General features: G+C 39.9%; 14 protein-coding genes. 5 read left to right on the top strand and 9 right to left on the bottom strand.

All coding sequences use genetic code 11. From position 1 onward, the window contains the following. Positions 1-39: 39 nt before the first annotated feature. The 5 genes from MUN88_RS07800 to MUN88_RS07815 form a co-directional block, all read right to left on the bottom strand. Entirely contained in the window at positions 40-1278 is a 1239-nt protein-coding gene (locus tag MUN88_RS07800; protein ID WP_244719327.1) for an IS256 family transposase, read from the bottom strand. A 95-nt stretch (positions 1279-1373) separates the two neighbouring features. Beyond that, a complete protein-coding gene (locus MUN88_RS21660; protein ID WP_256463982.1) occupies positions 1374-1508 on the bottom strand; it encodes a hypothetical protein in 135 nt (44 codons plus the stop codon). Positions 1509-1814: 306 nt separating this feature from the next. Next, complete coding sequence (locus MUN88_RS07805) at positions 1815-2852, bottom strand: ABC transporter substrate-binding protein (protein WP_244723020.1); 1038 nt, start codon at positions 2850-2852, stop codon at positions 1815-1817. 59 nt (positions 2853-2911) lie between these two features. Next, a complete protein-coding gene (locus MUN88_RS07810) occupies positions 2912-3907 on the bottom strand; it encodes an ABC transporter permease (RefSeq protein ID WP_244723022.1) in 996 nt (331 codons plus the stop codon). Between the two features lie 20 nt (positions 3908-3927). Continuing rightward, positions 3928-5418: a sugar ABC transporter ATP-binding protein gene (locus MUN88_RS07815; RefSeq protein WP_244724386.1), complete on the bottom strand. Its 1491-nt coding sequence runs from the start codon at positions 5416-5418 to the stop codon at positions 3928-3930. A gap of 278 nt (positions 5419-5696) precedes the next feature. Between MUN88_RS07815 and MUN88_RS07820 the strand changes: the two genes are divergently transcribed. From MUN88_RS07820 to MUN88_RS07840, 5 genes are read left to right on the top strand one after another with little or no spacing between them, the layout of a single operon-like run. Continuing rightward, positions 5697-6746: a LacI family DNA-binding transcriptional regulator gene (locus MUN88_RS07820; protein ID WP_244723030.1), complete on the top strand. Its 1050-nt coding sequence runs from the start codon at positions 5697-5699 to the stop codon at positions 6744-6746. A gap of 2 nt (positions 6747-6748) precedes the next feature. Continuing rightward, positions 6749-7180, top strand: coding sequence for an RbsD/FucU family protein (locus MUN88_RS07825; protein ID WP_244723033.1), 432 nt, complete (start codon positions 6749-6751; stop codon positions 7178-7180). A gap of 18 nt (positions 7181-7198) precedes the next feature. Further along, positions 7199-7849, top strand: a complete 651-nt coding sequence (locus MUN88_RS07830; RefSeq protein WP_244723035.1) for a class II aldolase/adducin family protein — start codon at positions 7199-7201, stop codon at positions 7847-7849. A gap of 14 nt (positions 7850-7863) precedes the next feature. Further along, positions 7864-9336 carry a rhamnulokinase gene (locus MUN88_RS07835; protein ID WP_244723036.1) on the top strand — a complete coding sequence of 491 codons (1473 nt, stop codon included), beginning with the start codon at positions 7864-7866 and terminating at the stop codon, positions 9334-9336. A 17-nt stretch (positions 9337-9353) separates the two neighbouring features. Continuing rightward, entirely contained in the window at positions 9354-11141 is a 1788-nt protein-coding gene (locus MUN88_RS07840) for an L-fucose isomerase (RefSeq protein ID WP_244723038.1), read from the top strand. Positions 11142-11943: 802 nt separating this feature from the next. On the opposite strand, the gene MUN88_RS07845 is transcribed toward MUN88_RS07840, so the two are convergent. From MUN88_RS07845 to MUN88_RS07860, 4 genes are read right to left on the bottom strand one after another with little or no spacing between them, the layout of a single operon-like run. Beyond that, positions 11944-12615: an ABC transporter ATP-binding protein gene (locus MUN88_RS07845; RefSeq protein ID WP_244724389.1), complete on the bottom strand. Its 672-nt coding sequence runs from the start codon at positions 12613-12615 to the stop codon at positions 11944-11946. Beyond that, complete coding sequence (locus MUN88_RS07850; RefSeq protein ID WP_244723040.1) at positions 12608-13714, bottom strand: ABC transporter permease; 1107 nt, start codon at positions 13712-13714, stop codon at positions 12608-12610. Before MUN88_RS07850 ends, MUN88_RS07845 begins: the two co-directional genes overlap by 8 nt. Then, the gene (locus tag MUN88_RS07855) at positions 13711-14937 is read right to left on the bottom strand and encodes an ABC transporter permease (protein WP_244723042.1); all 1227 of its coding nucleotides are present in this window, start codon (positions 14935-14937) and stop codon (positions 13711-13713) included. The genes MUN88_RS07850 and MUN88_RS07855 overlap by 4 nt, the downstream gene beginning before the upstream one ends. Before the next feature lie 27 nt (positions 14938-14964). After that, positions 14965-16548 (bottom strand): DUF6583 family protein, encoded by a 1584-nt coding sequence (locus MUN88_RS07860; protein ID WP_244723044.1) that lies wholly within the window; start codon positions 16546-16548, stop codon positions 14965-14967. Between the last annotated feature and the right edge of the window lie 39 nt (positions 16549-16587).

Consider the following 16587-nt stretch of genomic DNA (forward strand, 5'->3'; position numbering starts at 1 on the left):
TCATCGATCGTTTTGGGCTTGTCAAGAAAAGTGTGTAAGTTATTCTAAATACTTTAATACACGATCCTTTAGATGGTCATGAATTAACAACTGGTTCATCACCATGGCCCATTGCTGAATATGGCCACCTTTCCATTTATCTTCTAATTCTTTCGTTCGTAAATATAGTACTTTTAATAGGGCATTCTCGTCTGGGAATGCTCCTTTTTGGGTAACTTTACGATAGCTTGAGTGAACACTTTCTACGGCATTTGTTGTATACATGATTTTACGAATCGCACTACCGTAATCAAAAAGCTGTTCTACATGAGAGAAATGGCGCTTCCAGACATCAATGGCTCCAGGGTAAGAAGACCATTGTTGTTGAAAGTTTTCAAAGGCGCTGCGACAAGCTTTTAGGCTGGATGCGGCATATACTTTTCGTAAAGCAGCTGTGAAGGGTTTGTAATCCTTACTTGGTACATATTTAAGGGAATTTCGAATAAGGTGAACGATACATCGTTGGACCGTTACGGATGGGAATATGACACGAGCACCTTCTTCTAGACCAGTTACGCCATCGATAGAGAGAAAGAAAATATCTTCTACTCCTCTCGATTTAATCTCATCAAAGATTTGCATCCATTTATGCTTACTTTCCGTTTCATTAAGCCATAAACCTAGTATCTCTTTCTTGCCTTCGATGGTGTATCCAAGCATGGTATAGACTGCGTATTTCTTCGTTTCATAATCATTACGAACAGTCGCGTAAAGGCAGTCCACAAAGACAAAAGGATAACAAGGCTGTAAGGGTCTTGTTTGCCATTCTTCTAATTCTGTCAGTACATGGTCCGTCATGTTAGATACCATTTCATGAGACACAGAAAATCCATAAATATCTTCAATAGTAGAGGATATATCCCTCTGAGACATACCACGGGCGTACATGGCAATGACTTTGTTTTCAATGGCGGAGACATCTCGCTGACGTTTGGGAATGACTTGTGGTTCGAATGAGCCGTCTCGATCTCTTGGCACTTCTAATTCTACTTCTCCAGTGGATGTTTTGATGGTTTTCTTTCCATATCCATTCCGTCTGTTTACCGTGCTTTTTTGCCCTTTTTCATTGGAGGAATATCCTAAGTGATGGTCCATTTCACCTTTTAACATCGTCTCAAACATAGGTCCAAATATGTCTTTTAGTGCATGTTGCATATCTTCTACTGTTTCAGGTTGATACTGTTCAATGATCTTGTTAGCTAATTCTACGGAGTTAGGATCTCTTTTCGGTTTCCCCATGTAAAACCCCCCTTTAGCTTTATACTTATTATTCTAACAAACAAAAAACTGTGTGAGTAAGAAACCGTACGCATTTCTTACTTACACAGTTTATATTACACTCCCATCGTTTTTAATTCTAAAACTTGATCAATTAACTGGTTTAGTGTTTCCTCATCCTGTTTGTATAACTTTTTTTCCAGGTCATCAGGGGTGGTATCTACCTGTTTATTAATTAATTTTATAGCCACCTGAGCTAATGTTTGTTTTTTTCCTTCTCTTTTTCCTTCCTCTCAAAGCATATTTGCAATGGACATGGGTATTTTGCTTCCTTCTGGAAAATAGTCATCTATAAAATTTATCATATCATGAAAATGCTGATTTGTAAGCTTGCGATCTAATCTTAATATACACAGTGTTTATTTCATCATGGCACTAATTGTCCGTTATCCCCCGTTTCAAACTTAAATCGTTACATATTGCAAGAAAGACGTGAGGATAACGGATTTTGCTAATTACAGTTTGGAGAAGCTAACCTCCGCTGTTAGAATACAATTTTACTCATAAACAGCCGCCTGAATCTCTTCATCTTCCAAATTCGTTTGATCATACCAATAGAAACCTGTATCAATATTTTCCGGTATCTCTTCACCATTTATGGCACTTACCGCCGCTTTCACTGTTTCATAGCCTATTCCTTCAGGGTTTTGGGTGATTGCTCCGGCCATCACTCCATCGCTGATGGCATCAATTTGTTGTTTACCTGAATCAAAGCCGATAACCGTTACTTGTTCTTCTTTACTTAACTCTCTTACAGCATTAACCACACCTATGGCAGAGCCTTCATTGGAACCATAAATACCAGCAAGATCAGGGTTTGCCTGCATCATGGTTTTGGCAAGGTTTGTTGACTCTAAATGGTCACCACCACCGTATTGTATATCCACAATCTCAATGTCTGGATATTTCTCCTCCATTGTTTCAACAAAACCATCACGTCTTTGGGCACCTGTAACAGATACCTGGTCATGAACGACAAGAGCAATCTTACCTTTCTCACCAATTAACTCAGCCATTTTATCGGCAGCTAAAGAAGCGGCTGCATAGTTATCAGTGGATGCTGTTGTTAGCGGTATATCACTATCAACACCAGAGTCGAAAGCAATAATTGGAATCCCTTTTTCATCGGCTTCTTCCAATAATGGAGAGGATGCCTGTGAATCTAATGCTGCAAAACCGATGGCATCTGGTTGTTTATCCAAAACCGCTCGAAGCATTTCCATCTGCTTATCAACTTGTGATTCATTCTCTGGTCCTTCAAACGTAATTTTGACATTGAATTCTTCTGCTGCTTTTTCAGCGCCACGTTGAACCGCCTGCCAAAATTGATGCTGGAATCCTTTAGATATAATGGCGATATACGGCTTGTCAGAGTCTTCATTATTTTCTTCTGCTGCCTTTTCATTTTCTGACGTTTCTGTACCAGTAGATCCAGTATCATCAGATTCCTTCTCTGCCTCATTACCACATGCTGCCAGCACGAATAAAAGTGATGAAAAAACAATCAGTATAGCTAACATAATTCTCTTCTTCATGATTTACTCCCCTTTGCAGATTTTTTTGTATGAATAACTCCTAAAAAGAGTTGATTCCATTAGGTATTCTTTTTCCGTAACATATCAAAGTAAACAGCAAGTAAGATGACGAACCCAATCACTACTGTTTGCCATTCCTGAGGGATGGACATGATGCGCAATCCGTTTGTTAGAACGCTCATGATTAGAGCACCAATCATTGTTCCAATTAGTGAGCCCTTGCCACCACTTAAAGAAGTTCCGCCAATCACAACAGCTGCAATCGCTTCCAATTCGTACCCCATTCCTAGAGCGGGCTGAGCAGAATTTAAACGAGAAGCCATAATAACACCAGCAACCCCTGTGAAACACCCTGCAATCGTATAAATGATCAATTTCCACTTTTTTACGTTTATTCCCGAGAGCCTCGTTGCTTCTTCATTACTGCCGATCGCAAAGGTATACCGGCCGACAATGGTTTTTGATAATAAAACCCATCCAATCAGTACCATAAAAAAGAAAACTAAAATAGCATTAGGAATCGATATGCCTGGAATGATAGAACCTAAAGCAATGGAATTGAAGCCTTCGACATCGCTAAAATAAATCGGTGAAGCTCCGGATATAACGAGCGACAAGCCCTCTGCAATCATCATCATTGCTAATGTTGCAATAAAGGGTGGAATACGCAAAATTGACACCGAAAAACCAGAAATAAAGCCAATACATGCTCCGGACAAAATACCACCGATAATGCCAACCGAGAGAGGTAAGCCTAAATAGACAATGAATACACCTGTCATCACAGACGTCAATGTCATCCCTGTACCGATCGATAAATCGATCCCTCCCGTAATGATGACAAAGGTAGTACCTAATGCGAGGATACCGATAACAGTAGTGGATAACAGAATCCCTTCAATGTTTGACCAATGGAGAAAATTGTCTGACGCAATAGAGAAAAAGATAACTAAAATAATCAAACTGGCAAAGGCAAGAATTTGTTGTAACGCTCCTGATCCTTTAAAGTACTTCTTCTGAGCAGGTTTGTGAGTATTTGCAATATCTGTGGACATTAACTTTCACCCCTTTTTTTTTATTGATGGCTTGTGGCAAGTTCCATAATATTCTCTTGATTCGCTTCCTTATTTAATAATTCTCCTGTTACGCTCCCTTCGTTCATGACGATAATACGATCGCTCAATCGTAAAATTTCGGGCAATTCTGAGGAGATCATAATAATAGACTTACCGGTGCTTACCAGCATTTCTAATAAGTCATAGATTTCTTGTTTTGCACCGACATCAATACCTCTTGTCGGTTCATCGAAAATCAAAATATCACAGTCCTTCAGAAGCCATTTAGCGATTACAACCTTTTGCTGATTCCCTCCAGATAAAAGCTTTACCGGCTGGTTCACCTTTGGTGTTTTTACCTTTAATCTCGTGACATACTTCTCAGCATCTGAAGATATAGGTGTAGGTTGGACAAAAGCAGCTTTAGCATAATTTTTCATAGAAGAAAGCACGATATTGTCTTGGACACTCATCTCTAGTAATAAACCCAATTGCTTCCTATCCTCAGATAAATAACCTATTCCATTCTTTACTGCATCAGCGGGTTGTTTAATTGAAACAGTTTTTCCATTTATCCTGATGTTACCGGTAAAAGGATCTGCTCCAAAAATAGCCCTGGCAATTTCCGTTCTGCCGGCGCCAACCAACCCTGCGAATCCTAATATTTCCCCTTTATTCAGATGAAAAGATACGTTCTTTAAATAATGATTACTAACATTGTTCACTTCAAGAACGGTATTTGTATAGATGCTTGGGTCCGACTTTTTTGGTTCAATCGTTACTTCTCTGCCTACCATTAATGAGACGACCTGTTTTATTTCGGTTGTTTTAGTAGGTAACGTTGTGATATATTCGCCATCTCTCATGACTGTAATTCGGTCTGAAATCCGCTTCAATTCTTCCATGCGATGGGAAATATAGATGATTCCCACGCCTTCGTTCTTTAACCAGTGAATGATATCGAATAATTTGTCAATTTCCTTATCTGTCAAGGCGGCGGTAGGTTCATCCATTATAAGTATTTTGGAATCAAAAGATAATGCCTTGGCGATTTCGGCCATTTGTTGTTTGGCAACGGTTAAGTCAGCGATTTTTTTTTTCGGTTGTAAGTCGATGTTTAACTTTTCAAACAATGCTGCAGCCTGCTGATTTAATTCTTTATTTTTTAAAAAGAAGCGCATCGGATCCCTTGGTTCACGACCGATGAAAATATTTTCGGCAACCGTTAAATCTGGCATTAGATTTAGTTCCTGGTGGATCATGCTGATACCTAGTTCCTGAGCTTCCCTTGTATGTGATGGCGCGATCTCTTTGCCGTCATACTTGATGTAGCCCTGATCCATCTGATAAATGCCGGTAAGTATTTTCATCAAAGTTGATTTTCCTGCACCATTCTCTCCAACCAGCGCCAAAACTTCTCCTTTATTTAAATCTAATTGCACGTTGGACAATGCTTTTACACCGGGGAAAGATTTATGAACACTATTCATTTCTAGTATTTTTTCTGGCATCATCATACTCCTTTCTTTTCAATAGTCTGGAATCTTTGGTACCGATAACAAATTTCTTTTGCAACCACTTGTATAAAATAGCGTTTTCAGTTATCGGTATCAAAAAGAATCAAATCCTAATACTAAACTTTTATGTATGTTGTTGTGATTTTATAATAAAAATATATTAAATGTTTTTATAACAAGTTTTTCCAAGTAGGAAGGAGTGGTTATATACTCTATTTTTTTGAATATGAATGTTATCGATACCAATTAAATAATAAAAGAGGTAGAAGCCTATGGTGACAATCTATGATATTGCTAAAAAAGCAAATGTATCACCAATGACCGTATCAAGAGTGATTAACAATGCTCCTAATATAAGAAATAAAACGAGAGAAAAAGTGGAAATAGCGATCAAAGAACTAGGATATATACCGAATTCGGCTGCCCGTAGCTTAATCTCGAATCAGACAAAAACATTGGGACTTATTTTGACCGATATATCGAATCCATTCTTTTCAAAGATTGCCAGAGGAGCAGAGGATGCCGCTGTCCAAATGGGCTATCGTGTCTTAATGAGCAATACGGATGAAGATAGTGAAAAAGAAATTAATTACATCGATATGATGCTTTCTGCACGGGTTGATGGCGTACTTATTGCTCCTACAAGTGATAAAACACTTGAACAAATTGAGCGTTTTAAGCGGCATCATATTCCAGTAGTTCTAATCGACAGATTGATAGAAGGTTTTACAGGAGATTATGTATTAGGAGACAGCTATGAAGGCAGCCGAAAGCTTGTGGAGCACCTCATCGACAACGGTCACCATAATATTGCACTAATTAATGGTCCATCGAATGTTTCGACTGCAAGAGAAAGGAAGCGCGGCTATATAGAAACGTTGAAGTTAAATGATCTGCCTGTGTATGAGCATTACATCTCAGAAATTGATTATAGAAATATCGAGGAAGATAGTGCGAAGATCATCGTTGATAGACTAATAAGGTCAGAACCGGAAAAACGTCCAACAGCGATATTTGCCGCCAATAATTTTATAGCAATCAGTGTCATGAAGGCAGTCAAAGAATTAGGGCTGCAGGTACCAAAGGATATTTCGGTCGTGTGTTTTGATGAAGTGGAACCTGTCGTTTATTTTGACCCATTCTTTACCGTTGCTGCCCAGCCAGCAAATGAGATGGGCAAAATCGGCATTCAATTTCTTATGGAACGGGTCGAGCAAAAACAAGTTATTAGCCAGAGAAAAGTAGTGTTACCACCTGATATTCACATTCGTAAATCTACCCGGAAAATCAATTCAAGATTCTCGCGGAAAGGGGAGACTTAGCTATGTTGAAACAGATACCGAGTATTATTTCACCGGATTTATTGAAAATACTTCATGAAATGGGGCATGGTGATGAAGTCGTTTTGGGAGATGGTAATTTTCCTGCAGCTAGCCATGCTAACAGATTGATCCGCTGTGATGGGCATGATATTCCTGGATTATTAGATGCAATCATGCAACTGCTGCCAGTAGATACTTATGTTGAACAGCCGATCCATCTAATGCAAGTAGTGGAGGGGGATAGTACGCCAGTGCCGATGATTTGGAAAGACTACGAGGAAATTTTAGGGAACTATCAAGTGTCGAGGGATCAGATAGGATTCGTAGAGCGATTTGCATTTTATGAACGCGCAAAGAAAGCGCATGCAATTGTAGCGACATCCGAACAAGCATTATATGCCAATATTATTTTGAAAAAAGGTGTTATTTCCTAAGAGGATGGTGAAGAGAAAATGGCCGTAAGTAAAAAAGCATTATGTAACTATGCTTCAAAGTTAGTGGATGCAGGATTAGTCGTCGGAGCAGGAGGAAATTTAAGTGTGCGAGATGGCGACGATATGTATATATCGCCAAGCGGATTCGATTTGAAAGAAATTCAAGAGGATCAATGGGTGAAGGTTAGTATTACCACTGGTGAAGTAGAAGGAAAATTAAAGCCATCTTCAGAGGTCTTAATGCACTTAGAATGCTTTAGAAAAAGACCGGACATCAAAGCAGTTTTGCATGCACATCCTAGTTATAGTGTCGGTGTGGCTTCGGCAGAAACAGACATTCCCAGTATGTTTCCCGATTTTCCAGCAATGGTGAAGAAAGTAAGCTATTTAGATTACATGATTCCGACTACCCACATACTCGCAGATGCGGTTGCAGATGTGATAACAGAAACGGATGTTGTCATCATGCGAAATCATGGTGTATTAACAGTTGGTAAATCGCTAAAGGAGGCCTATTTCTTTATGCAGCTGACGGAAGAGGCTGCAAAAGTGTATGCGATATCCTGCATGGTAGGAACTCCTAGAATATTAACAGAATCAGAATGTCAGGATCTGAGAGCTTTATCTAGTGAAAAATATCGAGCCAAATTATTAAAGGATGACAAGTGAAAGGAGGTGCATCAATGAAAAAAGTATGGGCATTTGATATTGGAGCATCAAATGGCCGATTAATGCTAAGCAGCTTTGATGGTCATAAGCTTTATCTAGAAGAGATATATCGTTTCGCTAATCAGCCAGTTCACCTTACCGGTCATTATTATTGGAATATCCTGTATATCTTTGCAGAAATGAAAAAAGCGATGCAAATGAGTATACAAGAAGGACATCGACAGATCGAAAGTATGGGGATTGATACATGGGGAGTCGATTTCGGTCTGCTTTCTGATACTGGGGAATTACTTGGGAATCCATACAGCTATCGAAATCCGTTGAATGAACGAGGAATGCAAGAAGCTTTACAACATATATCGGCCAAGGAACTCTTCGATATAACAGGAGTTGAAACCGCAACTATTAATACGGTTTTTCAATTATATACGATAAAAAAATACAATCCATCCTTACTAGAGAATGCCGACACATTATTGTTAACGCCAAATTTATTAGCTTACTTGTTTTGTGGTGAGAAACATAATGAATTTACGATTAGCTCGACTACGCAACTGCTCCGTGCAGGTGAAACAAGCTGGGATAAACAAATTCTTCAAAGATTGCTTCTCCCTGATGATATTTTAGCACCAACGACAGCTCCATTGATGGTTGCAGGTCAGTCTTTATCTGTGGTTAATCGAGAAATAGGAATGAATCCGGTAAAAGTGATTCATACTGCAAGCCATGATACAGCGAGCGCGATAGCATCACTTCCGTTAGAGGATCAGCAATCGGTATTTATGAGCTGTGGTACGTGGGTACTGATGGGAGTTCCTGTGGACCGTCCGGTTATCAATGATGACGTGATGGAATCGGGATTTACCAACGAGGGAACGATAGAAGGTAAATATCGATTACAAAAAAATAATATGGGTATGTGGTTGTTGCAGCAATGTCGGGTTATCTGGGAAAGGGAAGGCATGGCGACGGATTTTAATAAGGAGAATCAGCTCCTCGAAGCAGCACCTGCTTATCGTTCATTTATTAATCCAGATGATCCGCGATTTTTTAATCCTTTAAATATGGTAACAGAAATTCAACGCTATTGTGAGGAAACGGCGCAACCTGTTCCAACATCTCAAGGTGAAATCATCCGCTGTATTCTTGAGAGTTTAGCTTTAAAATATGGCTGGCTGCTTCAGCGTTTAGAAAGATTGTCAGGAAAAGAATTGAAGCGCATTCATATGGGTGGGGGTGCGATTCGTAATCAAACGTTATGTCAATTAACAGCGAATGCGACCGGAAGAGAGATTATCGCCGGACCGGTTGAAGCGAGTGCGATCGGTAATGCCATTGGCCAGTGGATTGCTTTAGGAGAAGTGAAAGATTTGAAGGAAGCAAGACAGCTTGTAGGAGAATCATTCCCTCTCCAATATTATCAGCCACAAGAGCAAATCCAATGGCAAGAGGCTTATCAGCGATTTGTACAATACACAGGATTATAATACGAGGGGGAAATAACATGACAACTAATCAACGATTTATTGGGGATATGCCGAAAATAGGGATTCGGCCAACCATTGATGGCCGTAGAAAAGGTGTAAGAGAATCATTAGAAGTGAAAACAATGAATATGGCAAAGTCTGTAGCCAACCTGTTATCAGAGAATGTACGTTATTCCAATGGGCAACATGTCGAAACAGTTATAGCAGACACTTGCATTGGTGGGGTAGCAGAAGCAGCTTTGGCAAAAAATAAATTCGATAAAGAAAATGTCGGTGTTACCATAACGGTGACTCCGTGCTGGTGTTATGGATCAGAAACGATGGATATGGATCCGCAAAGGCCCAATGCAATATGGGGATTTAACGGAACAGAGCGTCCTGGTGCGGTTTATTTAGCCGCAGTGTTGGCTGCACATAACCAAAAGGGGCTCCCGGCATTTGGGATTTACGGTGAGGATGTACAGGATATCGATGATGATACCATCCCTTCTGATGTTCAAGAAAAGATAATTCGTTTTGCAAGAGCGGGGATGACGGTTGCTACACTGAAGGATAAATCCTATCTGTCCATAGGTTCGGTATCAATGGGGATAGCCGGGAGTATGGTAGATGAGAGCTTCTTCCAAGAGTATCTAGGAATGCGCAATGAATATGTAGATATGACAGAATTCACGCGTCGGATCAACGAGGAGATTTATGATAAAGAAGAATTTGACATTGCTTATCAATGGATTAAAGAAAATGGTACCTTCGGCTCTGATACGAATAAAGAGGCAAATCAACGAACAACAGTTCAAAAAGAGGAAGACTTAAAAACAAATATAAAAATGACGCTGATTACCAGAGACTTGATGCAAGGCAATCTTAAATTAGCGGAATTAGGATACGAAGAGGAGGCGATGGGACACAATGCAATTGCCTCAGGATTTCAAGGACAGCGTCAGTGGACCGATCATTTTCCAAATGGTGATTTCATGGAGGCGATTCTTAATTCTTCTTTTGATTGGAATGGTATACGGGCACCATATATCGTTGCTACCGAAAATGATACGCTAAATGCTGCTACTATGCTATTTGGTCATTTGTTAACGAACACTGCGCAAGTATTTGCGGATGTAAGAACGTATTGGAGCCCATCCGCAGTCGAGCGCGTGACGAATCATGAGCTGGAAGGCAGAGCAAGTAATGGTATTATTCATCTATTAAACTCAGGCTCTGCAGCGCTTGATGGTACAGGAGAGCAAGAGCGACATGGCAAACCAGTGATGAAACCTTTCTGGGAAGTGACGAAAGAAGAGGCTGCAAATTGCTTGCAGGCAACAGAATGGAGACCGGCAAATACCGAATATTTCCGAGGTGGTGGCTTATCCAGTAACTTCAAAACACGAGGAGATATGCCCGTCACTATTGCCCGCATAAATTTAATTAAAGGTCTTGGTCCGGTCCTGCAACTGGCAGAAGGGTTTACGGTGGAGTTACCGGAGAACATACATGAAGTACTAAACGATCGCACAGATCCGACGTGGCCGACAACATGGTTTGTACCAAATCTGACTGGCGCTGGCGCATTTCAGGATGTCTACTCTGTGATGAAAAATTGGGGGGCGAATCACTGTGCAATGAGCTATGGTCATATCGGTGCTGACCTTATCACATTAGCTTCAATGCTTAGGATTCCTGTAAATATGCATAACGTAGCACCAGAAAAGATCTTTCGACCAAGTGCCTGGAACATGTTTGGTACCAGTGATAATGAAGGAGCAGATTTCCGAGCCTGTCAGGTGTATGGGCCATTATATAAATGATATAATTTCATCACAACAAAGCCGAACGGACACGTTTTTATCAAAAAAATTCATGTTCCGCCCGGCTTTACACTTACGTAGTATGGATAAACTGCGCAGTAACAAAATAGTGCTCTTAAACCTTGAGACCATTTTGAAATGTTCTTAGTGTTATGATACCGCTCCGTCCAACCACTCCGCGTCCTGTGGGGCACGGCTGAAGCTAACTTTGTAAAGAAGAACGCTTCACAAAGTGGATCTTCAGCACCTGCACGTCCCACGGGAGTCTCCGTGGTTGGCCTACGCTATGGTTTTGCTCTACAACTAATAATACAGCTAGTATTTTGAGCGGTGTCCTTTAGTGTCTATACCTCATCTTTAATATGGATAATGCCTAGCACCACTGCTTTTAGCTGTTCCATGCGTTGTAGCACTTCCTTAAGCGTAGGAAATAGGCGGAGACTCCTGTGGAATCAGCGCGAGCTGAAGATCCACTTCGTCTGTGCCTGTGTCTGCAAGTATCGCTTCGAAGTGAGCTTCCTCGGCACAAGGCAGCAAAGAAGTTGTTCAAGTAGTAGCCTAGCAGACCGCCGTGCCCACAGGACGCGGAGCAATTTTTAGGAGCTTTGCTAAGCACAGTAAAAATGTCATAATCACCAAATGGAAATAAAATTTTACAGCATTAGATAGATTCTTACTTAGCATAAAATATGATACATAGCCAGAGTCTCTTTCCTTCGCAGTATACGTCAAGTACGTATTACTTGAAAAGGATGAATTATTCCTTTTTAGTTGGCGCTGTTACGTCCTATCCGCTTCTTTGCTAGAAACAAAGTATTTCTTTATTCGCTTCCGCTAGCAATTCTTTATAAAAAGGATCCTCGCCAATCGTAATGACACGATCGCATAATGCGGTGATCTCATCCATGTCATGGGAGGTATAGAGTATCATTTTTTGGTTCGTCTTGGCTTGATCTTGTAAATACGCACCAATTTCTTTGCGTGACTTCAAATCAATTCCTGCGGTTGGTTCGTCCAGCAACAATAGACTGGGATCGTGGATCAGGCTGATCGCTAAGTTCAATTTCCGTTTCATACCACCAGATAAATTCTTTACTGGTGTTTTCCATCGGTCCAAATTCATCTCAAGACAGATTTCCTCGAGCTGAGCCTTGGTTTTCTTTTGCCAAGATAGCTTCTCGAAGAATACCATGTTTTCTTCTACTGTCTGCTGCTCCCATAACGCAATATCTTGTGGAACAAAACCGATACGCTGCCGTATTTGTTTTAAGTGTTTATGGTAACTGGAGTCATACAACGTGATCTCTCCCGCTGTGGACCTCATAGTGGTAGCAAGTATTTGCAGAAGTGTAGATTTTCCAGCACCGTTTTCGCCAACAAGACCAACTATCTCACCTGGATAAACAGTAAAGGAAAGCTGATCCAATACATGTTTTCTTTTGAAAAGTTTTTGTAGTCCTTCAACTTTAAGCATCATTTCTCTCCTCTCGGTTAAACCAGATCACTGTGCCGATGAGACAGATGAATAGCCAGCCAATTGTCCATTCTCCTGATAGAAATCGCTCTAACGGATTGATGAAGTAGAGCCACTTCACGTCTCCTAACAAGTTAATACTGTATATCGCCATTAATCCAAATGTCCAAATAATTGCAGCAACATACATGAAATAGACATTGCTCCAAATCGAAACAAATAAAAAGGCAAATAAACAGATCATCAACCGAAAAGACAGCAGATTAATAATAGGTATCGCTGCTCCATATTGTGAAGACAGTACAATAGCCGTTATTCCATCGGTGATGAGAAATAAAAGCAGATAGATTAAAACATTCAACACTATATATTTAGGATAGGGTATCTTCATAAAATGGAAGCGAACACTGACATGTTGCTGTCGTTCTTTTATTACCCAGTCAAAGACAAAGATCGTAATCAGCATGGTTGAAAAAGCCCAGATTACCCAAGGATTTAATGTTGCTTCGTTCTTATCAGCTACCGCACGTTCTCCTTGGTATTGAAATTGATGTATCAATAAATTCTCTTTCGTTTGGATTTGCTTTGACTTCGCTGTAATTTCATGGACCGACCAATTCGCTGTACCATTTAATTGCTGTTCTAACTGAATAACAGTATTAGCAGCATTAACTCGTCCGGTCTCCTGTTGAATAATCGATACTATTGATTCTTTTACAATATCATAGGCGAAGGAACGATCGGAATAATATCCTTCCAGCAAATTGTTTCTGCTTCCCTGTTCCAAGTCACTTTGATAATTTTCTCTTATTACAAATACGCTATCAAGTTCATGCCTTTCTAATTGTCGAAGAGCTTTCCGTTCTGACATTAATGTGGCGGTGATTAGCGATGTGTCATTTAATTCATCATATAAGGCGAGCGATGAGTCGTTTTCTTCCTCTAAGACAATACCTACCGGGACAGTAAAGTCACCCTGTACCGATTCTGTTACAGAAAGAATCGCAATGGTGATCAGTAATGGCAGAAACAACCAGAGGCAGAGACTGATCGATTGTTTTTTAATCAGTAACCACCGTGTGTATAGAATATCTTTCATTTATAAACACGTCCTTTCCATGAGGACATGATAATGAGGACAATCCATCCGATCACTACGGTCATCGTCAAGCCCATAAATTCAGCATAAAAACGTCCATTCAGCATAATTTGTTCTATCCAATAAAAGGATTGATGAGCGAAACTGTATGAAAAAAAGTTTTCCAGATAGACAGGAAAATAGATTTTTGGAATAATAGCGCCACTAAAAAGGATGACAATGGCTGTGAACAATGACTGTATCAGCAGTTTACCCTTTTGTGATTTCAGCAGCCACTCGATAATTGTAAAGCATTGTAAAACCATCATATTGTGGCATATCAGTAAGCAAGCTATCCGGAAACCATTCTCTGTCGTAATCGTTATATCATCAAAGAAAAACAGGTATAAAAAGAAGGTAGCAGTTGCCATCATAGCTGTCACGAACAAGGTAGTGACGATGGTTGCTGCTGCTTGTTGTAAGTCAGTAACTCCATACAGATGGACGCGCTCCTTCATCTTTGCGCTGCTGTCCTTTTGTAACATCGAATAAATAATAAATAACCAAATCGTTACTATGGTAAACCATCCCGCTAAACTGAAATATTCAGTGGGGGAGGAGGTTGCGTTATTGGTTATTTGTTCCTCACTTACTACTTTGTCGCTGCCTAGTACATAAAAAAAGTAATCAGTGAATTGTTCTAGCAGTAAGGCATTTCTTTCTTCATCGTTTATTCCTAATTGTTTTGCATAGTGATTGATGGTTAGAATGTTAGCCTGTGAACTACGAATGTGCCGAGTAAGGGTTTCGATTAATTCATTGATTATTTGGCTTTGCAGCGGCCTTTCGGGGTTTCCGATGATGGACAGTTGTGATGACTGTCCGTCCATCAGTTTTTGAAAAAAGTATTCCGGGAAAATGACGTAAGAGCTTAATTCATTGGCTGTTATACCTTGCTTTGCTTCTGGCTCTTTCATTTCTTTCATTGACAGTACATCACCAACCTGCGAAGATTCCTCTAATAATTCAATAATCAATTTTGTTTCCTCTGATTGATCGAAATTGACAAGCGCTATCGTAAGTGAATCTGTTTCCGCAACATCCATTATAGATACAATTGAAAAGGCGATAAGCCCTGTGATGATGATGGGTACCAGTAAAATAAGAGGAAGTGATAGCCACTTCCTCCTTAGCTGGGTTAGATTGTTTTTCGTAAACAAGTAAATATGTTTCAGAGATTTCATTTATGACACCTACTTTAAGCGCTAATGTTAAAAGCCACCGGTTCCCATTCCGCCCATCATATTACCCATCCACAATTGAAATTGCTGCATAACGTCTGTTTCAAAGTATTGCGTAATTTCTTCTCCACTCATATCGCTTAAGTTTTTCACTTGACCAGCGTCTGGGGTTTCTACTTCACTAATGGTGGAACCTTCTTGTGAGAGACTGATAGATAATGTATCCTGATTAAGCGCCGCGCCATCTTCTGCGAAAAGCGTATGATTCACCGTCATTTGATCCTCTTCATATGTTCCTTCGCCAACCCAGTGAAGGCTCATCAATTGTGTACCTTGCTGGGAAAAAGAGAAAATATGTTCAAATGATTTATCCGTCTCATTTTGCTCTGTTTGATTGGACTCAATCGTAAAGCTTGCATCTTGTGCGGAAAAGGTAATCATATCATTCGCTGATCCGTCCTGTTGAGACAGATCGGCGTTAATATTCATTGTCTCTTCCGTATTGCCATCATCTACCGTGAAGTTATAATCCAATACTTGATTATTATCTGTGACGGCATTCGTTCCGTCGATCCGGACAGCTGCCGTTGCTCCTGCATCTTCAAGTGTTGCAGCAAGCTCTCTTTTTACGATAATATCATCGTGTACCCAGATGATTGATTCAAACCCATCTGGAAGTTTAATAGAATCAACATTTGCCGAAGCATCTTCCATTGCTGAAACAAAGTCTTCTTCAAATGCAGCGATTTCTTCATTCGCTACTTCTACATTGGCATAATCCATATAAAAGGTCTGATTAACAAGGATTTCCCGGAGTTTTTCATCGGCTGCCATTTTATCGAATAGTCCTTTTAATATATTTTGCACTTCTTCTTCCGATAAAGAGAAGGTAATCTTTTCGGCATTTATACTATTATCGCCAACCGTTATGTCCTCTGAGTTTGATTCAAATGCCTCGTCAGGAAGTTTATCGTAAAGATACATCAAGTATTCTTCGTTAATGTAAGTAAAGTCTTCTGTTGCGAATGGATTCTCGTTGTACAATGTGCTGAAGTCGATATTTTCCTCACCAGTAAAGGTATCTGGATCGATTTCCTGCAAAATTCTCCCGAGATCATCTCCATTTACTTGAATGATGTTATCTAGAAACGGTAATCCTACGAATAAGTCATTATTGTCAAGAGTAGCTTCAATACCGTTTAGTTCAATACCTGCCATCCCCGCTGAAATACTAACAGATGACATATTTTCTTGTTTATCCATTGCGGATTCTATCGTAATATTTGCGTTATTAATGATTTGGTCATACCCCATACCCGCCATGCTTGGGACGTTCATCTGACCAGTTATTTTTGTGACAGATTCAATTGCATTCTCATCGGTGTGTTCTTTCCAGGCTATTTCTTGCTGGAATCTTGATTCAAAGGTTTCCTGTAATTGCTGGATGGAGTTTTTTTCTGCTAAGAAATAATCTTCTTTAGCGGATGTAAGTATAAAAGCTTGAACAGATACAATTCCTGCGATTAAAATAGCAACAATTGCCACCGCAATGATTATCCATTTGGTTTTCTTTTTCTGTTGTTTGGGTTGTTCTTGATGAATCACTTCTTCCATAGATTAGTCCTCCCCTAAATTCAAATTGGTTACAATGAT

The sequence above is a fragment of the Gracilibacillus caseinilyticus genome (genome assembly GCF_022919115.1).
GTDB lineage: Bacteria > Bacillota > Bacilli > Bacillales > Amphibacillaceae > Gracilibacillus > Gracilibacillus caseinilyticus.